Source organism: Microbacterium sp. NPDC055357 (genome assembly GCF_053644835.1).
The window spans coordinates 639442-660768 of sequence record NZ_JBSHLZ010000001.1 but is presented as its reverse complement, the minus strand read 5'-3'; the positions used below and the strand labels follow the sequence as shown (position 1 = coordinate 660768).

Here is a 21327-nt window from a genome sequence, read left to right as displayed (position 1 = left end):
CTCAGTGGTTGAAGACGATGAGCAGGATGCCGCCGAGCACGGCCAGCGAGCAGAGTCCGAAGCATCCGTAGGCGCCCACGAGCGCGAGGCGCTTCTGCCCCTCGGTCAGTGGGCTCTTTCGGGCGGCCTTCGCGGCGGCCTTCTCGGCCCGGCGTGCCTCCTTCTCGGTGATCACCGTGATCGCGTCGGTGAACTCGGCCGGCGCGACGACCGGCGCCCTGCCGGCGCGCACGAGCAGGCGCAGCCCGACGGCGTACGAGGTGACGACGAGCACTCCGGCGATGAGGCTCGCGGCGAAGACCTCGAGGAAGGCGATCCAGTCGATCGTGATCACCGGTTCTGCTCCTTCTTCGCCGCCGCGCGCTTGGCCTTGCGTTCTGCGTGCTCGACGGCGGCGACGCGGCGGGCCTCTTCGCGCGCGACCGCCCGCTGCCGGCGGGTGGGGGGCGGGTTGCGCTTGACCTTGACGGCCCGGCCGGACTCGGCCACATCGCTCATCGCGTTGGCGGAGTCGACGACGTTCCGTCGCGAGCGCCAGAACAGTCCGAGGATGATGACGAGCGCGATCACGGCGTCGATCAGGACGCCCCACGTGCCCAGCCACACCACGACGAGAGCCGCCAGCGCGCCGACCGCTCCCGAGGCGGGGAGGGTCAGCAGCCAGCCGATCATGATGCGGCCGACCGTGCGCCAGCGCACCTTGGATCCGCGCCTGCCGAGCCCCGAGCCGATGACCGAGCCCGAGGCGACCTGCGTCGTCGACAGCGCGAAGCCGAGGGCGCTCGAGGCGAGGATCGTCGCCGCCGTCGACGTCTCGGCCGCGAAGCCCTGCGCGGGCTTGACGTCGGTGAGGCCCTTGCCCAGCGTGCGGATGATGCGCCAGCCGCCCATGTAAGTACCGAGCGCGATCGTGACGGCGCACGCGACGATGACCCACAGCTGCGGGTCGGGGTTCGCGGTGGACTGCCAGCCGACCGTGATGAGCGCCAGGGTGATGACGCCCATCGTCTTCTGGGCGTCATTGGTGCCGTGGGCGAGCGCCACGAGCGAGGACGTGAAGATCTGCCCCCACCGGAAGCCGTCGCGTCCGTCGGGCTTGGTGTCGTAACGGCGCGTGATGGCATACGCGAGCTTCGTCACGGTGTAGGCGATGATGCCGGCCGTCAGCGGTGCGATGAGGGCGGGCAGGATCACCTTGCTCATGACGACGCCGAAGTCGATCGCCATGGCGCTCGCGCCGACGAGCGTGGCTCCGATGAGTCCGCCGAACAGGGCATGCGATGACGACGAGGGAAGCCCGAGCAGCCACGTCAGCATGTTCCAGGTGATGGCGCCGATCAGTCCCGCGAAGATGATCGAGGGAAACACGGTCGCCGAGATCTCGTCTTCGCGGATCATTCCGCCCGAGATGGTCCGCGCGACCTCGGTCGACAGGAACGCGCCGACGAGGTTCAGGATGGCGGCGAGCAGCACGGCGGTGCGGGGCTTGAGCGCGCCCGTCGCGATGGGCGTGGCCATCGCGTTCGCGGTGTCGTGGAACCCGTTGGTGAAGTCGAAGAAGAGTGCCAGTGCGATGACCAGCACGATGATGAGGGCTGCGGCTTCCACGTTCGCTTTCGTATGAGGATGTGATGCCGAAGATATCGACGTGACGAACGAACAGTTCACCCAGAATTCAGGAACCGGCAACCGGCCAGAAAGAATCCTGACACCGGGTCCGCCCGCGGTCAACTCGACTCGTCGCGGCGGCGGCTAACGTTGTGCCGTGACCGCTCACGAATCCGCCCTGCCTGCCCCCGTCGCGTCGCCGCGTGTCTCGGTGCGCTCGCACCACGCAGACGCTGTGGAAGACCGCTACGAATGGCTCCGCGACAAGGACGATGCCGATGTCATCGCGCATCTCGAAGCCGAGAACGCCTACACCGATGCACGCACGGCGCATCTCGCCGATCTGCGTGAGCGGATCTTCGACGAGATCAAGGGCCGCACGCTCGAGACCGATCTGTCGGTGCCGGTGCGGCGCGGGCAGTGGTGGTACTACGGACGCACCGTGGAGGGCGAGCAGTACGGCATCCAATGCCGCGCTCCCCTCGCCTCGCCCGACGACTGGACGCCGCCGTCGCTCTCTCCCGACACCGATGTGCCCGGCGAGCAGGTGGTGCTCGATGGGAACGCCGAGGCCGAGGGCCACGAGTTCTTCTCGCTCGGCAGCTTCGAGGTCACGTCCGACGGCACGCGCCTGCTGTACGGCATCGATCACGCCGGAGACGAGCGCTACACGATCCGCGTCCGCGACCTCGTGACGGGCGAGCAGCTGCCCGATGAGATCCCCGACACGTTCGCCGGCGCGACGTTCTCACCCGACGGCCGCTTCATCGTCTACACGACGGTCGACGACGCCTGGCGGCCCGACACCGTGTGGCTGCACGAGCTCGGCACGCCCGTCTCCTCCGACCAGAAGCTGTTCCACGAGCCCGACGAGCGGTATTGGGTCGGAGCGGGCTTCACCCGCAGCGACCGCTACCTCGTGATCGGGCTCGGGTCCTCGATCACGTCCGAGGAGTGGCTCCTCGACGCCGACGACCTCCGCGGCGAGCCCCGCGTCGTGTGGCCGCGCACCGAGGGCATCGAGTACGACTCCGACCACGCGGTGATCGACGGCGAGGATGTGCTGTTCATCCTGCACAACGACGAAGCCCTCGATTTCGAACTCGTCCGCGTCGCGGCATCCGACCCGGGCGGCGAGCGCACGGTCATCGTGCCGCATCGCGCGGGTGAGCGCCTGCTCGGCCTGTCGACCTTCCGCGACTGGGGCGTGCTCGGGTACCGCCGCGGCGGACTCGCGCGGCTCGGCCTGCTCGACTACGCCACGGGCGACGTCGACGAGATCGCGTTCGACGAGCCGCTGTACGCCGCGGGAGCGTCGGGCAACCCGGAATGGGCGCCCCCGATGCTGCGCATCGCCTTCGCGTCGTTCGTGACGCCCGGCACTGTCTACGACTACGACCTCGCCTCGAAGCGGATGCACCTGCGCAAGCGGCAGCCGGTCCTGGGCGGCTACGACCCCGCCGACTACGCGCAGGCGCGCGTGTGGGCGACGGCGCAGGACGGTGCCCGGATCCCCGTCTCGCTCGTGTGGAAGCGCTCGTTCGGCGAAGCCGGTGCCGCGCCGCGCCCCGTGCACCTCTACGGGTACGGCTCGTACGAGCACTCGATCGAGCCGGGGTTCTCGGTCGCACGTCTGTCCGAGCTCGACCGCGGTGTCATGTTCGCCGTCGCGCACGTGCGCGGCGGCGGCGAGATGGGACGCCAGTGGTACGAAGACGGCAAGCTGCTGAACAAGCGCAACACGTTCACCGACTTCGTCGCCTGCGCCCGCCACCTGATCGACGAGGGGTACACGACACCGGCGCAGCTGATCGGTGAAGGCGGCTCGGCGGGCGGGCTGCTGATGGGCGCCGTCGCCAACCTCGCCCCCGAGCTGTTCGCCGGCATCCTCGCCGACGTGCCTTTCGTCGACGCGCTCACGACGATCCTCGACCCGTCGCTGCCCCTCACCGTCATCGAGTGGGACGAGTGGGGCGACCCGCTGCACGACCCCGGCGTGTACGCGTACATGAAGACGTACTCGCCGTACGAGAACGTGCGGGAGGGTGTCGCCTACCCCCGCATCCTCGCCGTCACGTCGCTCAACGACACGCGTGTGATGTACGTCGAGCCGGCGAAGTGGGTCGCCCGCCTGCGCGAGGTGGGAGCCGACGCGCTCCTGAAGTGCGAGATGGTCGCCGGTCACGGCGGCGTGAGCGGTCGCTACAACGCCTGGCGCGAGCGCGCGTTCGAGCTCGCGTGGATGCTCGACGTGGTCGGCGTGGCCGACTGACCGGCCCCGGGTGGCGGCCCGCGCGGGCGGGCGGGCGGGCGGCACGCGGGCGTCGGCGCCGGGCGGGCGATCCGGCCCCGCGCGGGCGCGGCGTCGCGCGGGCGGATCCGGCCCCGCGCGGGAGCCCGTGAGGGCGTCGGGACCGCGCGGGCGGGCTCGGCGTCGCGCGGGCGCGCAATCCGGCCCCGGATCGCCGAACCGTACCGTTTCCGTCGAACCCGACTACGACGACGTCCCGTTCGACGAAACAGGTCGGGTTCGTTTCGGCGGCAGCGAGCGCGGGTTGGCGGCGAGCGTCGCGAGCATCGAAGAGTGCCGCGGACGAACGGGCGCGAGGCCTGCAGCGCGCAGCTTGGCGTCCAGCGGTTCGACTCGGAGCGTATCCGCCCAATCCCAGCGGCCGAAGCCGTTGACCCGGGGTCGCAGGCGGTCCTCACGCTTCTTCTCGCGGACGAAGTGCGCCCTCATCGCCGCGCGATTCGAGGCGTCGTACTTGCCATACCCGTCCGACTCGCCGATGACCCGCGCCGTTCGGAAGAAGAAGTCCACGCGGTCTGTACCGTCGTCGTGTTCGAACTCGACCTGCAGTTCGGGCCGTTCGTACCCGAGCCACTCGATCACCGCACGGCTGACGGACTCACCCGACGATTCCGCTTCAGCTGTCGCGCGCTCTTGGACCCAGTCGAGTTGACGGATGCCGCGGCGATTCGCCTGCGCTCGACCGGCGGCGCTGAAGTCGATCGCCGCATCCGTGCCGCCGTGTCGCAGCGCGGCATCGGCGACGGCGAGCGCAAACGCGGGCGGAAGCACCCGCACCAGGTCGACGGCGGTGTCCGTGAGCGCGGTCGCGCACACGCCTTCGACGACGTCGATTCGGCGGCCGTCGCGAGCTCCGTGGACGATGACATCACCACGGCGACGGGTGGTGGCATCCGGACTCAGCAGGTGGATGTGACGGGCTTCTCCGAAGGTCGGAAGCCCATGAAGGGCCGCGGCAGACTCGAGGCAGAACACCGGCTCGTTCCACGTGATGGCGACAGCGTGTACGCGCAGCAGGTACCGATCCCACGGTTGCAGCGCTCGCCACACCGCTGCGTCCACGTAGACACCCGGGCGCACGCGGTGGTGATCCCTTCGACGCACGAGAGCCGGGTGCTCGCGCGCGAGCACAAGTGTGGCGGGCGGAGTAAGCAGCATCCCTCCACTATCGCCGCGCGGGATCGCGATCTGCTTCCCCGTCCGCCATCTGTGGCCGCTCTGCTCTCGCGCACACCTGTGGAGGAACACACGCGGTGACATCGAACCGCACCGACCCCGTCGAACCGTACGTCGACGAAGTCCGGTTCGACGGAATGGGTCGGGTTCGTGGCATACCCGGAAACGGGCGACGGATGCCGCGGCTCGCGCGACGCGCAGGGCCGCGCAGGCGAGGCCCCGAGCCATGGTGCTAGATACCCGAACCGTACCGATCTCGTCGAACCGCACGTCGACGAAGTCCGGTTCGACGGAATGGGTCGGGTTCGGCGCCAGATGCCCGACGCCCGACGCCCGACGCCCGACGCCCACCCGGCGCCCAAGCCCGACGCCCGCCCGTCCCGCCCCCGCAAGGTCAGCCGAAGAGGGCGGCGGCCTCTTCGTAGCGGTACAGCGGCACGGTGTTGAGCTCGCCGAGGGCCTCGGCGAAGGGTACGCGCACGATGTCGGTGCCGCGCAGCGCCACCATCTGCCCCCACGCCTCGTCGACGAGGGCGTCGGCGGTGTGCAACCCGAGCCGCGTCGCGAGCACGCGGTCGAAGCCCGACGGCGACCCGCCGCGCTGGATGTGGCCGAGCACCGTCGAGCGCGTCTCGATGCCGGTCAGGCGCTCGATCTCGGGCGCCAGGACCTCGCCGATCCCGCCGAGCCGGGGGCGGTTGAAGGCGTCGAGACCCTTGTCGCTGTAGGCCTCGTCCATGCCCTTGAGAGTGAAGCCCTCGGACACGACGACCAACGGCGCGCGACCGCGGTCATGCGCGCGCATGACCTGGGCCGTGATCTCGTCGATCGACAGCGGCACCTCGGGGATGCAGATGACGTGGGCACCGGCCGCGACGCCGGCGTGCAGCGCGATCCAGCCGACGTGGCGGCCCATGACCTCGGCGATCATGCAGCGCTGGTGCGAGTCCCCCGTCGTGCGCAGTCGGTCCATCGCGTCGGTCGCGATGTTGACGGCGGTGTCGAACCCGAAGGAGTAGTCCGTCGCGCGCAGGTCGTTGTCGATCGTCTTGGGCACGCCCATGACATTGATGCCGTCCTTCGCGAGCCGGTCGGCGGCGGCGAGCGTGCCCTCGCCTCCGATCGCGACGATGCCGTCGATGCGGTGGCCGTACAGTGTCTTGGCGATGTTCTCGGCGCCGCCGCGCGGCCCCTCGTACGGGTTCGTCCGCGACGTGCCGAGGATCGTGCCGCCGACCTTCGACAGACCCTTGACCTCGTGCCGCGTGAGCGGGAAGAAATCGGCGTCGACGACGCCGCGCCACCCGTCGCGGATGCCGACGAACTCGAGATCGTAGGTCGTCGTTCCCTTGAGCACGATGCCGCGGATGACGGCGTTGAGCCCGGGGCAGTCGCCGCCGCTGGTCAGAATGCCGATCTTCATGCTGTGGTCCTTGCTGTCGGTACGTGGGTACGGCGACGGTGCCGGTTCGACACTATCGCCGCTCGAGCAGAGGATGCCAGACGTCCGGCGGCGCGCGATCAGGCTCGGTGCCAGTCATCCGCGTCGCGCATCCATTCGACGGACGGACCCGCCACCAGCGTCCGGGCGAACCAGTACGTCGCGTCGGGCGCCCACCCCGCGATGACGCTCCCCCACCCGTCATCGACGTCGAGCAGCCGCGTCGCCGCCTCGAGATACCCGGCCACCGTGAGGTGCACACCGTCTGCCACGGCGGCGACCGACTCCCAGTCCGGCTGCACCCACCCGCCGTCGCGCCCCGTGACCCGGTACCAGTCGTGTCGCCGCGACGCGGTCACGATGAGCGGATGCCGCCGGCACAGGTCGATCCACGCGTCCGCGCCGTCGATCTCGAGGACACGAGCGGATGCCGGCAGCACGGGCGACGCGATCGCGGTATCCCAGCCGCCGAAGTCCTCGACGGACCACAACTCCGACGGGCCGATGCGCCCGAGGCTTCGCGTCGAGTGCAGGACAGCTGAGGGCGTGGACCACCACGTGCCGCTGAAGCGCGCGGTCGCGTCGGACGGCCGCTCGCGCGCAGCATCCACCTCTTCGGCGCGAACAGCGGAGCCCCACGCGGCGAGCGCCGCTGCGGGATCGTCTTTCGTCGCCGACCCGCCACCCCAGTGCACCGCCCACTGGTCGCTCAGCGCAACGCCCGAGCGCCACCACTGCGCGTGCGGCGAGGCGGCGATCATCTCGGCGACGCGCGTGAGCACCGGACGCAGCTCATCCGTCGCGGCGAGCGCGTCTGCGCCGTTCGGTGCCTGCCAGTACATCGCATGGTCGACGGATGCCCTCAGTGCCACACGCAGTGAGCGCTCGGTCGGCTCTGGAGCATCGAGTGTCGCAAGGGCGGATGCCGCCTCCTCCGGCGAGACCACGATCTCGGTGGGCGTGGCGTCACCGCCGATCGTGAACAGCGTGCCGGGATCCGGGTCGAGCGCACGCGTCGCCCAGAAGTAGGCCGTCGTCACCGCGTCGTCACCGCCGGACCACGCGCCTTCGAGCAGGTACTCCAGGCACAGCCGCCGCCCACGCGGACCCGCGAGCAGGGCCGAAGGGTCGAGAGCCATGCCCTCGACCCTAGCGACGCGAGGTCACTCCCCGCCGAGCGCCTGACGCAGCAGGTGCATGAGCGCCGACAGCTGCACGGAGTCGCTCGACTGCGGGTCGAGCGCTTCGCCGTCGAGGGCTCGCGCGGCGAGACCCTGCTTCGAGTCGATGAGCTCGGCGATCTTCGTGTCGATCGTGTGCGCCGCGATGATCCGCCACGCCGTGACGGGCTCGTCCTGACCGATGCGGTGCACGCGGTCGATCGCCTGCGTCTGCTCGGCAGCCGTCCACGACAGCTCCGCGAGCACGACGTTCGACGACGCCTGCATGTTGACGCCGACGCCGGCGGCCGTGAGCGAGCAGACCGCGATGCCGACCGAGGGGTCGTTGTTGAAGTCGTCGATCGCCTGCTGGCGCGCCGTCGTCGTCTGATCGCCGCGCAGCGACACCGTCTTGAGTCCCGCTGCGGCGAAGTGCGCCTCGGCGGCATCCATCACATCGATGTGCTTCGCGAAGAAGACGACCTTGCCGACCGAGCGCTGCAGCTGCGCGGCGTAGTCCGCCGCGAGCACGGCCTTGGCCTGGCCGATCCGCCGCACCATCGTGAAGACGTTCTCCGACCCCGTGCCGGCGGCTTTGGACTCTTCGAGCTCGTTGTGGGCGACCAGACGCACGATGTCGTCGTCGACCTCGCCGGGTGCGAGGCCCCGGTCGCCGCGAGCCTCGATGATGCGGCGGTACTTCGCCGCGAGACGCTCGCCGAGCTCGCGCTCGGCTTCGCGGATCGACCGGCCGAAGTCGTCGTCGAGCTCGACCGGAAGGTCGGCGACGAGCTTGTCGGGAAGGTCGGCTGCGACGTCCTTCTTGCGGCGGCGCACGATCCCCATCGAGATGACGGCCTCGCGCGCTTCGGGATAGAACGCCTTGTCGGCCGGGGTGAGTCCCGTGTCGTCGAGCTTCTCCATCAGCAGAGGGCCCGGCTTCTCACCGTTGGTCCACCCCAGGAAACGCCAGATCGCGTCGAAGTCCTCGACGTCGTTGATGAGCGGCGTTCCGGTGAGGGCCATGAGCAGCGGGTCGCGCACCTGCTCGCGGATGCGCGTCGCGAGGGCGAGCACGTTCTGCGAGCGCTGCGACGACAGGTTCTTGATGAAGTGCGCCTCGTCGACGACCATGCCCTGCAGCCCGATCGACGAGAGCCACGACAGGTGCCGGTCGAGGATCTCGTAGTTGACGATGAAGACGTCGGCGAACGCGTCGATGTCCTCGCCGTCGCCCGAGATGACGGTCGCCCGGCGCTGCGGCGTCCACCGCTCGACCTCGCGGGCCCAGTTCATCTTGACGACGTTCGGCACGACGACCAGCAGCGGGTAGGCGCCGGCGACGGATGCTGCGAGCACCGACTCCGCCGTCTTGCCCAGGCCCGGCTCGTCGGCGAGCAAAAAGGTGCGGTGCCCGTCGCGCACGGATTCGAGGAAGCGCGACTGGTGCACCATGACCTCGAGCCCCTTGGGCGAGATCCGGTCGAACTCGGGCACGGGCGGGAGGGGCATCGTGGCCGATCCGCCACCGGCACCGGTCTCGAAGGCCTTGTACAGGGGGCCCATGAGCTCCCATCCGTCGAGTCGGCGGCGCGGCGTCTCTTTGGGCGCGCGCAGCGTGAGGTCGGGCTCGAGGAAGGGGCTGGCTTCGCGGCGGGCCTCGACGCGCGGCGGGATCACCTGCCGCTCGGCGAGAGCGGCCGGGACCACGGGGGCCGCGACGGGTGCGGCATCCGTGATGATGAGCTCGTCGGGTGCGAGCTCGGCACCCGACTCGAGCAACCAGTCGCGGCGCATGCGCTTGGCGACCGGCGACGTCGCCTGGTCGACCTCGAGCAGCTGGATGAGCGATGTGTCGCGCGCCGCCGTCTTGGCGAGGATCGTCGCGACGCCGTCGAGCCGCTTGAGCAGTTCGGAGCGCGGGCTGTCGCCGAGCGACGTGTCGGCCTTCACTCGCGCGCGCTCTTCGCGCACGAGGAACGCGATGACCTGGAACTTCACACGGTTGGTCGGGCCGAGCTTGCCGCGCTGCGACTTCGCCTCGACCTCGCGCACCTTGCGGGCGAGGATCGGGATGATGGGGGCTTCGTCATCGCGCCGGGATGACGAGGCGGGCTTGCGTCGCCGCTGCGACGACTTACCGGTGGTCGATGCCGTGGTCGGCATGCTCCTCCTGAGGATCTGCGCCGGATACTCCGGCGGAACCGGTCGAGACCGGCGAGGCTTGTGCTTCCGCGGGCGGCTGGGCTGCCGTCACTGACACGGACGGGATCTCGCCACCTCCGGCCGCGGGCACTCGCTTCTGCGAGCTGCGACATCGGGGGCGGGCTCCCCGGCGACCATCCTAGCGCGTCGAGACGCTCAGTCCCACAGCGACCGGACGATGTCTTCCGTGTATCCCTCGGGCGAGACATTGATCCAGCGCGTCGAGATCCACCCGTCGCCGCCGATGTAGTGGGTCTCGCCGAGCCTGACGATCTCGTCGTCCTGCGTGATCATCTCCTGCTCGATCCGGTGGATCGTGCCCTCGCCGAGATCCTCGGCCGCGAACCCCTCCCGCTCGAACGCCTGGAAGAGGGCATCGCGCTGCTCGGCGGTCACGATCGTCACGTTCGTCGCGATGCCGCGCTCGGACGGCGGGCCCCACGTGCAGCGCAGCGTCTCGGCGGCGGCGGACAGGATCTCGATCGCCTCGACGTTCTGGGTCGACAGCATCGTGATGCCGGGGTCGTTGAGCGGTGGGACCTCGGCCTCGAGGGTCGCGAGCATCTCGGGCGAGTAGATCGCCTCGCATGCCGACGGCAGCACGAGGTCGCCGATGGGATCGCCCGTGACGGACGGCGTGGCCGAGGGAGTCGTCGTCGCGGTGGGCGAGGTCGACGGCGACGACGACCCGGACGAGGTCGGACCGGGCTCGGGCTGGCACCCGGTCGTCAGGATCGCGAGGGCGATCGCCGAGACGACGGCCGAGACGCGCACGAGGGGACGGCGACGCGATGACATGGGAACCTCCCGAGGCGGATGCGACGCCCCGACCCTACCGCTCGCCGGCGACCGCCTGCTGCCACTCGGACAGCGTGCCGGGATCGTCGGTCACGATCCCGTCGACGCCCAGGGCCGTGACGGCGTCCCAGTGCGTGTCGGAGTTGAGCGTGTAGACCACGACCCGCAAGCCCTCGGCGTGCGCTTCGTCGACGATGCCGGGCTGTTCGAGCACGGCGCTGCGGCTCACGACGATGCCGCGCGCTCCCGCTTCGGCCGCCGCGCGCACGACGTCGGGGGGAAGCTGGCGCAGGATGAGCAGCCGCGGAGCCAGATCGGAGGCGTCCGCCGCGAGCGCAAGGGTGCGGGCGTCGAAGCTGGACAGCGCGACCCGGCGCTCGATGTCGCGCGCTTCGAGTTCGTCGACGAGACGGGCGAGGGATGCCGCATCCCACTCCCCCTTCAGCTCGAGCAGCGCCCGTTGCGGTGTCTCGGCGAGCACATCGAGGAACTCCGCGACGGTCGGCACACGGGTACCGGCGTAGTCCGGGTGGAACCAGGCCCCCGCGTCGAGCTCGCGGATCTGCGCGAGCGTCAGCGCCTCGACCCGCCCCTGCCCGTCGGTCGTGCGATCCACCGTCGCGTCGTGCATCAGCACGGCGTGGCCGTCGAGCGTCAGTGCGACATCGACCTCGACGTAGTCGAACCCGGCGGCGAGCGCCGCCGAGATCGCCGGCAGCGTGTTCTCGGGCGCCGTCGCACCACCACCGCGGTGGCTCGCGATGAACGCCGCATCCCCCGGCGCGCGCGGATCTCCGAGCAGCTCGGTCGTGCCGACCCGCGCGGGAGTCGCCCCCACGAGCGCGATGAGCACGCTCACGATCGACAGCACGCAGACGACGACGAGCGCTCGCATCCGATCGCCCTGACGGGCGGATGCGGATCGGTCGGGCATCGGGCGGGTCCTCCTGCTTCGCGGCATCGTCTTCGACGCCGTGCGACCACCCTAGCCCCAGTCGTTACCTTTTCGTTATGTCTTTTGTCGCGAACTGCGGATCGTGTCCCAGAGCGCGTCGGCGACGGCGCGCTTGGACCCTTTCGCGCTCGCGGCGATCCGGCCCGCGGCATCCAGGATCACGACATCGTTTCCCTCGGCCTCGAAGCCCTTCTTCCAGCCGACCTCGTTGACGACGAGCAGGTCGGTGCCCTTGCGCGCGGCCTTGCGGCGCCCGCGGTCGAGCAGCGAGTCCCCGTCACCGGGCGTCTCCGCCGCGAACCCGACGATCGTCTGCCGCTCGCGGCGACCACGCGCGAGCGCCGCGAGGATGTCGTCGTTCTCGACGAGATGCAGGGTCATGCCGCCGTCGGCGTCCTCCTTCGCGAGCTTGCGGTCCGCCACGTCGGCGACCCGGTAGTCGGACACCGCCGCTGCCATGACGACGACGTCGGCACTCGCGGCCGCCGGCCCCATGGCGTCCTGCAACTCGGCCGCCGTGCCGACGCGCACGATCCGCACGCGGGGATGAGCGGATGCTGCCGCCAGCACGCCGTCATCGACGTGAGCCGCGACGAGCTCCACCTCGGCACCGCGGTCGGCGGCGGCGAGGGCGACGGCGACCCCCTGTCGACCGCTCGACCGATTGCCGATGAAGCGCACGGGGTCGATCGGCTCGCGTGTGCCCCCCGTGCTCACGGCGACCCGCAGCCCCGCGAGATCGCGCGCATCGGAACCGACCGCGGCGAGCGCCGCCGCGACGATGGCCTCGGGATCCGACATCCGGCCGGGACCGGTGTCGCCGCCCGTGAGCGCCCCGTCATCCGGCCCGACGATCGTGACCCCGCGCGCCTGGAGGGTCTGGATATTGGCGACGGTCGCGGGGTGCCGCCACATCTCGGTGTGCATGGCGGGCGCCACGACGACCGGTGCCACCGTGGCGAGTAGGGTCGTTCCGAGGAGATCGTCCGCGAGTCCCGTGGCCATCTTCGCGAGGCTGTTCGCCGTCGCAGGCGCCACGATGACGAGGTCGGCCGACTGGCCGAGCGAGACGTGACGCACGCGGGCGACATCGTCGTGGACGGAGGTCGTCACGGGATTGCGGCTGATCGACTCCCAGGTCGGCAACCCGACGAACCGCACGGCATCGGCCGTCGGCACGACGTGCACGTCGTGCCCCTCCAGAACCAGGAGGCGCACGAGATGCACCGTCTTGTAGGCGGCGATCCCGCCGGTGACTCCGACCACGACGAACATCATCCGATCTTGGCACGACCGCGCCCGACGAGACAGGAGACCGCATGTGCACCGTCGTCATCCGTGTACCCGATGCACCGGGTGAGGCGATCCGTCTGCTCGCGATCCGCGACGAAGACCCCGCGCGTCCCTGGAATCCGCTCGGGCGCTGGTGGCCCGAGCAGCACGAGGGCGTCGTCGGCGTCCGTGACGTCCGGGCGGGCGGGGCATGGCTCGCAGCCGACGCCGACACGCGGCGGCTCGCCGTGCTGCTCAACCGCGCCGACGTCTCGGCGCGACCCGAGTCCGAGTTGGAGTCGCGCGGCGGCGTCGTGCTGGATTCGGTCGCGGGCCGCTCCCCCGCCGGATCCCCCGCGACGCACGGGTTCAACCTCGTCGAGGTCGGACCCGGGAGTGCGCGGGTGTCATCGTGGGACGGCGATCGCCTGCGCACGCAACGGCTCGCTCCCGGCACGCACATGATCGCGCACGGCGACGTCGACGATGCCACGACACCGCGCATCGCGCATTGGCTCGACCACTTCCGCGCGGCCGAACCGGGCGCGGACGCCGCGTGGTGGCATCCGTGGCTCTCGGTCCTGGAGCGCTCGACCGAGCTTCCGAGCACCGACGACCGCGCGATCATCCGTGACAACCGCCCGTACGGCTATCCGACGCTGTCGCTGCTCGCGTGCGTCGCGCAGGTCTCACCGGCAGGTCTTGACGTGCACTACGGCGAACTCGCCGTTCCCGGCGCCTGGGGCGGCCTCACCCTCTCGTAGCCGCTCCGTCTACCCCCCTTTGGCGCCGAACTAGCCCCCTTGGCCGCCGAACCGTACCGTTCCCGTCGAACCGTACGTCGAGGCGGTGCGGTTCGACGGGATCGATATGGTTCGACGGATGCTGCCGGTCCGTCTACCCCCGTGGTAGCCGAATTACCCCCCTTGTTGGCCGAACCGTACCGTTCCCGTCGAACCGTACGTCGAGGCGGTGCGGTTCGACGGGATCGATATGGTTCGACGGATGCCGCCGCTCCGTCTACCCCCGTGGTAGCCGAATTACCCCCCTTGTTGGCCGAACCGTACCGTTCCCGTCGAACCGTACGTCGAGGCGGTGCGGTTCGACGTGATCAGTACGGTTCGACGAATGCAGCCGCTCCGGACACCGACGCACGACGGGATCGGTACGGTTCGACGGATGCCGCCGCTCCGGCGGACGCGTCAGATGAGGGACTTGGTGTGCCAGACGGTCTTCGTCTCGGTGAAGGCGGCGATGCGCGCGAGCGCGGGAGCCGCGGCATCCGGACCGTTCTCGGGCGGGAGCACGCGCGTCAGCGTCTCGGCGGCGGCGATCTGCAGATCGATCCAGTCGATGTCGCCCGCACCCACGAGGTCGAGGGCGTTGACGTCGGGGTGCGACGCGAGCCACGGCGCGATCTCGGCGGGCGAGCCCGTGAGCACGTTGACGACTCCTCCTGGCACGTCCGACGTCGCGAGCACCTCGGCCAGCGAGATCGCCGAGAGCGGGAAACGCTCGGATGCCACGACGACGACCGCGTTGCCCGTCACGAGTGCCGGCGCAATGGCCGACACGAGTCCGACGAGCGCGGTGTCCTGCGGAGCGACGACGCCGACGACGCCCGTCGGCTCGGGCACCGAGATGTTGAAGTAGGGACCGGCGACGGGGTTGCCGCTGCCGGCGACCTGGGCGAACTTGTCGCACCAGCCCGCGTACCAGACCCAGCGGTCGATCGCCTCGTCGACCTCGGCGCCGGCGGCCGACGACGACACCCCGGTCTGCGCGATGATCTCGTCGATGAACTGCGCGCGGCGTCCCTCGAGGATCTCGGCGACACGGTAGAGCACCTGTCCGCGGTTGTAGGCGGTCGCCCCCGACCAGCCCTTCACGGCTCCGCGGGCGGCGACGACGGCGTCTCGCGCGTCCTTGCGGGATCCGAGCGCGGCATTCGCGAGGAAGTCGCCCTTCTTCGAGAGCACCTCATAGGTGCGCCCGGACTCGCTGCGCGGGAACTTTCCGCCGATGTAGAGCTTGTACGTCTTCGGCACAGTCAGCCGCTTGCTCACGCTGTGCCTCCCTTCAGGTAGGCGAGGAGGCCGTGCCGGCCGCCCTCACGGCCGTAGCCGGACTCCTTGTATCCGCCGAACGGCGACGACGGGTCGAAGCGGTTGAACGTGTTCGCCCACACGACGCCGGCGCGAAGGCGATCGGCGACCGCGAGGATGCGGGACCCCTTGTCGGTCCAGATGCCGGCGGACAGCCCGTACGGCGTGTTGTTGGCCTTGTCGATCGCCTCGGCGGGCGTGCGGAAGGTCAGCACCGACAGCACCGGTCCGAAGATCTCGTCGCGCGCGATGCGGTGCGACGCCTGCACGTTCGTGAAGATCGTCGGGGCGAACCAGAAGCCGTTGTCGGGGATGACGCACGGCGCGCTCCAGCGTTCGGCGCCCTCTTCTTCGCCGATGCTGCTGAGCTCGCGGATGCGCTCGAGCTGCTCGCGCGAGTTGATCGCGCCGATGTCGGTGTTCTTGTCGAGCGGATCGCCCAGACGCAGCGTCGACAGTCGCTCCTTGAGCCGATCGACGACCTCGTCGTGCACCGATTCCTGCACGAGCAGACGGCTGCCCGCGCAGCAGACGTGCCCCTGGTTGAAGAAGATGCCGTTGACGATGCCCTCGATCGCCTGATCGACGGGCGCGTCTTCGAAGACGATGTTCGCCGCCTTGCCGCCGAGCTCGAGCGTGAGCTTCTTGTCGGTTCCGGCGACCGCCTTGGCGATCTCACGGCCGACGGCGGTCGAGCCGGTGAAGGCGACCTTGTTCACGTCGGGATGCCGCACGAGTGCCGCGCCCGTCGCTCCCGCGCCCGTCACGATGTTGACGACACCGGGCGGCAGGTCGGCCTGCTGCAGGATCTCGGCGAAGATGAGCGCCGACAGCGGAGTGGTCTCGGCGGGCTTGATCACGACGGTGTTGCCGGCCGCGAGCGCCGGGGCGATCTTCCACGCGAGCATGAGCAGCGGGAAGTTCCACGGGATGACCTGCGCCGCGACGCCGAGCGGTCTCGGGTTCGCGCCCAGCCCCGCATGGTCGAGCTTGTCGGCCCAGCCCGCGTAGTAGAAGAACCATGCCGCCACCAGCGGCACGTCGACGTCGCGGCTCTCCTTGATGGGCTTGCCGTTGTCGAGGCTCTCGGCGACGGCGAGCTCCCGTGCGCGCTCCTGCACGAGCCGGGCGATGCGGAAGAGGTACTTGCCGCGGTCGCGGCCGCTCATGCGGGACCAGGTCTTGTCGTAGGCACGGCGTGCGGCTGCGACGGCGGTGTCGACATCGGCCTCGGTCGCCGCCGCGATCGTGGTGATGTGCGATTCGTCGGCGGGTGAGATCGTCGCGAACGACTCCCCCGATCCGTCGCGGAACTCGCCGTCGATGAAGAGCCCGTAGGCGTCTCGCAGGTTGAGCACCGCGCGCGACTCCGGCGCGGGTGCGTACTCGAGGAATGTCATTTCTCTCCCGGGTGCTGCTCGTCGGCAGGCTCGGGGACCGCCCGTGCGGTGCCCATCAGTCGATCGTCACGTAGTCGGCACCGGAGTAGTGTCCGGTCGTCAGCTTCTGGCGCTGCAGCAGCACATCGTTGAGCAGGCTCGATGCGCCGTAGCGGAAGAGGTGGGGCTGCAGCCACTCCTCGCCCACGGTCTCAGCGACCGTCACGAGGTACTTGATCGCGTCTTTCGACGTTCGGATGCCGCCTGCCGGCTTCACGCCGATCTTCTCGCCCGTCGCGCGATACCAGTCGCGCACGACCTCGAGCATGAGAAGAGTCGTCGGCAGGGTCGCGGCGGGCTGCACCTTGCCCGTCGACGTCTTGATGAAGTCACCGCCCGCGAGGATGGCAAGCCACGACGCGCGCTTGATGTTGTCGTAGGTGTTGAGCTCACCCGTCTCGAGGATGACCTTGAGCGACGCGAACGTGCCGTCTTCGCGACGGCACGCCTGCTTGACCTGCGCGATCTGGTCGAAGACGAGGCCGTAGCGCCCCGCGAGGAACGCACCGCGGTCGATGACCATGTCGATCTCGTCGGCGCCGTGCGCGACCGCCTCTGCGGTGTCGGCGAGCTTGATCGCCAGCGACGCGCGGCCGCTCGGGAACGCCGTGGCGACGGCCGCGACGCTCACTCCGCCGTCGTCGGGGTCGCCGTGCGCGGAGCCGAGAGCCGAGACGGCGTCCGGCACCATGTCGCCATAGACGCACACGGCCGCGACGCGCGGGCAGGTCGGGTCCGCGGCATCCGGGTTCAGGGCTTTCGCGACGAGGGAGCGCACCTTGCCGGGGGTGTCGGCGCCCTCGAGCGTCGTCAGATCGATGAGCGAGATGATCTTGTCGAGGGCCCACGCCTTCGACGACGTCTTGATGGACCGCGTGCCCAGCGCCGCCGCGCGCTGTTCGAGCCCCACGGCGTCGACACCCGGAAGCCCGTGCAGGTAGCGTCGCAGCGTCGTGTCGTCGGGCTCGCCGCCGAGCAGTTCGACGGCGCGCTCGGGGAGCGTCTGCAGGTCGGATCGGCTCATGGTTCTCCCTGTGGCGTGCGGTGCGACGGACCGGCCCGTTCGCAAGCGTCGAGCCTACCCGCCGTGGACGGACGAGAACGCTGTCTGGCCTCGATCGTAGAGCCGCCTCGAGCGCAGGTCTATGCGCGCGGAGCAGCCAGCAGCTCGTCGACGAGAGCGTCCGGGGAGATACCGCGTCGCGCGGCTTCCGCGTCGAGGCGCTCGACGGCCTGCCGCGACAGCGAGCCGGCGGTCGGCCGTTCCCGCAGCAGCAGCGAGATGACCGGCACGACGATCGCGCCCAGCGCCGCGAGGATCGCGAAGATCCCCAGCACTCGTGCGTACGCGTCGTCGTCGATCGTCTCGCCCCACCAGATGAGGTAGACGGTCAAACCGAGCACGACGGCGAAGAAGCCGAGGGTGATGATGAGACCCCATCGCACGGCCGGCTGCCGGCGATCTGCGAGCAGAAGGAGCAGCGAGGCCAATGCGAACGCCGCGGTCATGGCGATGCCCGTCCCGGCCACACGCCACAGGTTGTCGGACACGTCCCACGACGCCGGTTCGTACCAGAGCAGGAGCACCACGAGCGCGGCGGCGATGACCGACACCGCCGCACCGATCAGGCCGAAGGCCTGCAGGCGGCGCCCCGCGAGGGCGACGCAGCAGAGGACCGCGACGCTGAAGGCTCCGATGACCGCCGTCGTGCCGAGCACGCGTGCGCCCATCTCATCGAGCGAGCCGCCGAGGAGGACCGCGATGCCGCCGACGGCGGCCGCGCCGAACGAGACGACGATGATGCCGACGATGATCTTGCGCGCGAGGGAGACTGTGCCGCGGTTCGTGCGCTCGTCATCGGTCATGTCAGTGTTCGCCTCACCCGTTCGACGTCATCGGTCATCTGATCGATGAGGGCGTCGATGCCCTCGAACGCGACCATACCGCGCACGCGGTCGGTGAACTGCACCTCGACGCGGTGACCGTACAGATCGAGGTCGGTCTCGTCGAGCACGTGGGCTTCGACCTGCCGCACGGGCACATCGTCGAATGTCGGGTTCGTGCCGACGCTGATGGCCGCAGGATGGCGGACGCCCGGGCGCAGGCCGTCGGCGGAGGTCTCATCGACGAGCCACCCCGCATAGACGCCGTCGGCGGGCACGAAGCCCTCGAGGTCGGGGGCGAGGTTCGCCGTCGGAAAGCCCATCTCGCGACCGCGCTTGAGCCCGTGCACGACCTCTCCCCACACCGCGTGCGGCCGGCCGAGCAGCTTCGCCGCCGTCGCGACCTCGCCCTCGGCGAGGAGCTCGCGCACCCACGTCGACGACACGCGCCGGTCGCTCTCGACGGCGCGCACGTCGTCGACGACCTGCATCTCGAAGCCGAACTCGCGGCCCAGCTCGCACAGCACCTCGACCGTGCCGGCTCCGCCGCGGCCGAAGCGGAAGTCGCCGCCCACGAGAACCACCCGCGCGCCGAGCGCATCGACGAGCACCTGCTCGACGAAATCGCGCGGGGTGAGGTCGGCCAGAGCGCGGTCGAACGTCAGCATGAGGGTCGCGTCGACCCCGGTCCGCTCGATCAGCTGCAGCTTCTGGTTGACGCCGACGAGCGTCGGAGGGCAGATGTCCGGCCGCAGCAGAGCGAGGGGGTTGCGGTCGAACGTCACCGCGACGACGCGCGCGCCGCTGGCGGCAGCATCCACTCTGGCCCGATCGATGACGGCGCGATGACCCGCGTGCATGCCGTCGAACTTGCCGATCGCGACGATCGACGGGCCGAACCCGGCGGGCACCTCGGCTGGGGAGCGGAAGATCATCATGGCGCGGCCACGACCCGGTCGGCGGCCGTCTGACGTGTGCGGTGGGTGATGAGCCACCACAGTCCGAGGAAGGGCAGAACGAGCGGCACGAAGACGTAGCCGAGTCCGAACCACGACCACACGGTCGGGTGTCCGAAGATCTCGGGGACGACGAGCGACAGCGTGCCCACGACGAGCACGCCGAGCAACTCGAACACGATCGCAGCCCAGGCGATGCGATACCACGTGCGCGATCGTGAGAACACGAGCGCGAGCGTCGCGAGGATGTAGACGACGGCCGCCAGCGCGGACAGCGAATACGCGAGCGGTGCCTCGTCGAATTCGCGGACGATCTGGACGAAGGAGCGACCGGTGGCGGCGAGCGCCATGACCGCGTAGACGATCACGAGCACGCGGCCGATGCCGGTCATGCGGGGGCGAGCAGGCGACGACATGACCTGTCAATCCTAGGGCGGATGCCGCACCCTCGCGGCGCGCGCGGTTTCACGCGACCTGAACCGTCCAGATGACCTGCATGCGCCACACCATGACGGCGACCGACAGGGCCGCGACGCCCATGATGACGGTGCTCCAGCGGCTGCGCTCGAGGAGGGCCCAGAAAGCTGCGGCCGGCGGCAGGATGACGGCCGAGACGAGGTACACCCACAGTTCGAGAAGGCTCCCCGTCGGGGGGTTGCCCGCCAGCGGCGAGACGATCGCGCTGACGACCTGCGCGATGAGCAGCAGTTCGATCAGCGCCAGCGCGCCGACCGTCAGGTCGCTCGGACGCCGCCCGGCGAGCCCCAGAACGACGCACAGCAGCCCCGCCACGACGGCGACCGCCACCTGAGCGATCGAGAACCACAGGATCATCCGGCTGCCTCCTCGGGCATGTTCATGGTGCTCTTGACGTCGGCCCCGCGCTTTTCGACGATTCCGACGAGGCCGCCGTCGGGCGCGACGGCGGCCGTAGGCGATGCGGGCAGACGGGATGCGGCATCCGCGAGTCGCTTGCCGTGACGCAGGTCGCGCGCCTCGTCCTCGGTCACGTCGAGGCGACCCAGGACGGCGACCGCCGCGGCGGCGGGGGTCAGCGCGTCGGCTTCGGCGAGATCGTCGATGAGCGCCGCCTGCGCGAGGGGGAACGGCCCGATGCGGGTGCGCCGCAGCGCGGTGAGGTGCCCGCCGACGCCGAGAGCCGCACCGAGGTCACGCGCGAGGGCGCGGATGTACGTGCCGCTCGAGCAGTCCACGACGACATCGAGGTCGATCGTCCCCTGGGGCGACCCTGGCCCGGTCCCTGAGCCCGTCGCGTCCCCGGTCCCTGAGCCGGCGTCCCCGGTCCCTGAGCCGGCGTCCCCGGTCCCGGAGCCGGCAGCCCCGGTCCCTGAGCCGGCTTCCCCGGTCCCTGAGCTCGTCGAAGGGCGGCGCACCTCGTGCACGTCGAACCGGGACACGGTGACCTCGCGCGACTTCAGCTGCACCGCTTCACCGGAGCGAGCGAGGTCGTACGCCCGCCGGCCGTCGACCTTGATCGCCGAGTACGTGCTCGGCACCTGCGAGATCAGTCCCGTGAGGCCGGCGACGGCGCCCGCGATGGCGGTGTCGTCGAGGCCCGCGGCATCCGTCGTCGCCGTGATCTCGCCCTCGGCATCGTCGGTGTCCGTCGAGACCCCGAGCCGGATCGTCGCCTCGTAGGTCTTGTCGAGGCCGACGATGTAGGTGAGCAGGCGCGTGGCGCCCTCGACGCCGAGCACGAGGAGCCCCGTCGCCATCGGGTCGAGCGTGCCGGCGTGCCCGACCTTGCGCGTGTCGAAGGCGCGGCGGGCGCGCGCGACGACGTCGTGGCTCGTGATCCCCTGCGGCTTGTCGACGAGGACGATGCGGGGCGCGGGCATACCCTCCAGCTTACGACGCCCTCCGGGGCCGACAGACGTGACCGCGAGACCGCAACGGCGCGCCGAGACCGCTGGGGGGCGCCACAAGTCTTGGGCGTCGTTGTGGCTTTGTTGTTGGGGGGTGGGGGGGGGTATAGGCGTTTGTATCCTTTTCTCCC

19 protein-coding genes are annotated in these 21327 nt (G+C 70.2%); 2 read left to right on the top strand and 17 right to left on the bottom strand.

The genetic code is table 11. The annotated features are described in order from the left end of the window. Position 1: 1 nt before the first annotated feature. The gene (locus tag ACWICD_RS02740; protein WP_376130736.1) at positions 2–334 is read right to left on the bottom strand and encodes a peptidase; all 333 of its coding nucleotides are present in this window, start codon (positions 332–334) and stop codon (positions 2–4) included. Continuing rightward, positions 331–1608, bottom strand: coding sequence for an inorganic phosphate transporter (locus tag ACWICD_RS02735; protein ID WP_376130739.1), 1278 nt, complete (start codon positions 1606–1608; stop codon positions 331–333). The genes ACWICD_RS02740 and ACWICD_RS02735 overlap by 4 nt, the downstream gene beginning before the upstream one ends. Before the next feature lie 157 nt (positions 1609–1765). Between ACWICD_RS02735 and ACWICD_RS02730 the strand changes: the two genes are divergently transcribed. Continuing rightward, on the top strand, positions 1766–3880 hold the full coding sequence (locus ACWICD_RS02730) for a S9 family peptidase (RefSeq protein ID WP_454139194.1): 2115 nt from the start codon (positions 1766–1768) through the stop codon (positions 3878–3880). A gap of 222 nt (positions 3881–4102) precedes the next feature. On the opposite strand, the gene ACWICD_RS02725 is transcribed toward ACWICD_RS02730, so the two are convergent. From ACWICD_RS02725 to coaBC, 7 genes are all read right to left on the bottom strand, one after another. Beyond that, complete coding sequence (locus ACWICD_RS02725; RefSeq protein ID WP_376130745.1) at positions 4103–5077, bottom strand: hypothetical protein; 975 nt, start codon at positions 5075–5077, stop codon at positions 4103–4105. Positions 5078–5489: 412 nt separating this feature from the next. Next, positions 5490–6518, bottom strand: a complete 1029-nt coding sequence (locus ACWICD_RS02720; protein WP_376130748.1) for an ATP-dependent 6-phosphofructokinase — start codon at positions 6516–6518, stop codon at positions 5490–5492. 98 nt (positions 6519–6616) lie between these two features. Further along, on the bottom strand, positions 6617–7675 hold the full coding sequence (locus tag ACWICD_RS02715) for a hypothetical protein (RefSeq protein WP_454139193.1): 1059 nt from the start codon (positions 7673–7675) through the stop codon (positions 6617–6619). A gap of 24 nt (positions 7676–7699) precedes the next feature. Beyond that, positions 7700–9862: a DEAD/DEAH box helicase gene (locus ACWICD_RS02710; protein ID WP_376130754.1), complete on the bottom strand. Its 2163-nt coding sequence runs from the start codon at positions 9860–9862 to the stop codon at positions 7700–7702. A gap of 195 nt (positions 9863–10057) precedes the next feature. Beyond that, entirely contained in the window at positions 10058–10699 is a 642-nt protein-coding gene (locus ACWICD_RS02705; RefSeq protein WP_454139192.1) for a hypothetical protein, read from the bottom strand. Positions 10700–10733: 34 nt separating this feature from the next. Continuing rightward, the gene (locus ACWICD_RS02700; protein WP_376130760.1) at positions 10734–11633 is read right to left on the bottom strand and encodes a glycerophosphodiester phosphodiesterase; all 900 of its coding nucleotides are present in this window, start codon (positions 11631–11633) and stop codon (positions 10734–10736) included. Positions 11634–11708: 75 nt separating this feature from the next. Next, positions 11709–12929, bottom strand: a complete 1221-nt coding sequence (gene coaBC, locus ACWICD_RS02695) for a bifunctional phosphopantothenoylcysteine decarboxylase/phosphopantothenate--cysteine ligase CoaBC (protein WP_454139191.1) — start codon at positions 12927–12929, stop codon at positions 11709–11711. 44 nt (positions 12930–12973) lie between these two features. Between coaBC and ACWICD_RS02690 the strand changes: the two genes are divergently transcribed. Continuing rightward, on the top strand, positions 12974–13690 hold the full coding sequence (locus ACWICD_RS02690) for an NRDE family protein (RefSeq protein WP_454139190.1): 717 nt from the start codon (positions 12974–12976) through the stop codon (positions 13688–13690). Between the two features lie 438 nt (positions 13691–14128). Here the strand turns inward: ACWICD_RS02690 and ACWICD_RS02685 are convergent, their stop codons facing one another. From ACWICD_RS02685 to truB, 8 genes are all read right to left on the bottom strand, one after another. Further along, positions 14129–14992, bottom strand: a complete 864-nt coding sequence (locus ACWICD_RS02685) for an aldehyde dehydrogenase family protein (protein WP_454139189.1) — start codon at positions 14990–14992, stop codon at positions 14129–14131. Then, positions 14989–16431 (bottom strand): aldehyde dehydrogenase family protein, encoded by a 1443-nt coding sequence (locus ACWICD_RS02680; protein ID WP_376130772.1) that lies wholly within the window; start codon positions 16429–16431, stop codon positions 14989–14991. Before ACWICD_RS02680 ends, ACWICD_RS02685 begins: the two co-directional genes overlap by 4 nt. A 55-nt stretch (positions 16432–16486) precedes the next feature. Next, the gene (deoC, locus tag ACWICD_RS02675) at positions 16487–17494 is read right to left on the bottom strand and encodes a deoxyribose-phosphate aldolase (protein ID WP_376130775.1); all 1008 of its coding nucleotides are present in this window, start codon (positions 17492–17494) and stop codon (positions 16487–16489) included. Positions 17495–17613: 119 nt separating this feature from the next. Beyond that, positions 17614–18336 (bottom strand): hypothetical protein, encoded by a 723-nt coding sequence (locus ACWICD_RS02670; RefSeq protein ID WP_454139188.1) that lies wholly within the window; start codon positions 18334–18336, stop codon positions 17614–17616. Beyond that, positions 18333–19292, bottom strand: a complete 960-nt coding sequence (locus tag ACWICD_RS02665) for a bifunctional riboflavin kinase/FAD synthetase (RefSeq protein ID WP_376130780.1) — start codon at positions 19290–19292, stop codon at positions 18333–18335. Before ACWICD_RS02665 ends, ACWICD_RS02670 begins: the two co-directional genes overlap by 4 nt. Further along, the gene (locus tag ACWICD_RS02660; protein ID WP_376130783.1) at positions 19289–19726 is read right to left on the bottom strand and encodes a hypothetical protein; all 438 of its coding nucleotides are present in this window, start codon (positions 19724–19726) and stop codon (positions 19289–19291) included. Before ACWICD_RS02660 ends, ACWICD_RS02665 begins: the two co-directional genes overlap by 4 nt. Positions 19727–19775: 49 nt before the next feature. Beyond that, the gene (locus ACWICD_RS02655) at positions 19776–20144 is read right to left on the bottom strand and encodes a hypothetical protein (protein WP_376130786.1); all 369 of its coding nucleotides are present in this window, start codon (positions 20142–20144) and stop codon (positions 19776–19778) included. Next, positions 20141–21169 carry a tRNA pseudouridine(55) synthase TruB gene (truB, locus tag ACWICD_RS02650; protein WP_454139187.1) on the bottom strand — a complete coding sequence of 343 codons (1029 nt, stop codon included), beginning with the start codon at positions 21167–21169 and terminating at the stop codon, positions 20141–20143. The genes ACWICD_RS02655 and truB overlap by 4 nt, the downstream gene beginning before the upstream one ends. Positions 21170–21327: the final 158 nt, after the last annotated feature.

Bases quoted from the DNA above. Each gene is read 5' to 3' on its own strand.
- deoC (WP_376130775.1), bottom strand. From the start codon at position 17,494: ATGAGCCGATCCGACCTGCAGACGCTCCCCGAGCGCGCCGTCGAACTG.
- ACWICD_RS02665 (WP_376130780.1), bottom strand. From the start codon at position 19,292: ATGATGATCTTCCGCTCCCCAGCCGAGGTGCCCGCCGGGTTCGGCCCG.
- ACWICD_RS02700 (WP_376130760.1), bottom strand. From the start codon at position 11,633: ATGCCCGACCGATCCGCATCCGCCCGTCAGGGCGATCGGATGCGAGCG.
- truB (WP_454139187.1), bottom strand. From the start codon at position 21,169: ATGCCCGCGCCCCGCATCGTCCTCGTCGACAAGCCGCAGGGGATCACG.
- ACWICD_RS02725 (WP_376130745.1), bottom strand. From the start codon at position 5,077: ATGCTGCTTACTCCGCCCGCCACACTTGTGCTCGCGCGCGAGCACCCG.
- ACWICD_RS02670 (WP_454139188.1), bottom strand. From the start codon at position 18,336: ATGACCGATGACGAGCGCACGAACCGCGGCACAGTCTCCCTCGCGCGC.
- ACWICD_RS02660 (WP_376130783.1), bottom strand. From the start codon at position 19,726: ATGTCGTCGCCTGCTCGCCCCCGCATGACCGGCATCGGCCGCGTGCTC.
- ACWICD_RS02690 (WP_454139190.1), top strand. From the start codon at position 12,974: ATGTGCACCGTCGTCATCCGTGTACCCGATGCACCGGGTGAGGCGATC.
- ACWICD_RS02705 (WP_454139192.1), bottom strand. From the start codon at position 10,699: ATGTCATCGCGTCGCCGTCCCCTCGTGCGCGTCTCGGCCGTCGTCTCG.
- coaBC (WP_454139191.1), bottom strand. From the start codon at position 12,929: ATGTTCGTCGTGGTCGGAGTCACCGGCGGGATCGCCGCCTACAAGACG.
- ACWICD_RS02720 (WP_376130748.1), bottom strand. From the start codon at position 6,518: ATGAAGATCGGCATTCTGACCAGCGGCGGCGACTGCCCCGGGCTCAAC.
- ACWICD_RS02710 (WP_376130754.1), bottom strand. From the start codon at position 9,862: ATGCCGACCACGGCATCGACCACCGGTAAGTCGTCGCAGCGGCGACGC.
- ACWICD_RS02655 (WP_376130786.1), bottom strand. From the start codon at position 20,144: ATGATCCTGTGGTTCTCGATCGCTCAGGTGGCGGTCGCCGTCGTGGCG.
- ACWICD_RS02715 (WP_454139193.1), bottom strand. From the start codon at position 7,675: ATGGCTCTCGACCCTTCGGCCCTGCTCGCGGGTCCGCGTGGGCGGCGG.
- ACWICD_RS02680 (WP_376130772.1), bottom strand. From the start codon at position 16,431: ATGACATTCCTCGAGTACGCACCCGCGCCGGAGTCGCGCGCGGTGCTC.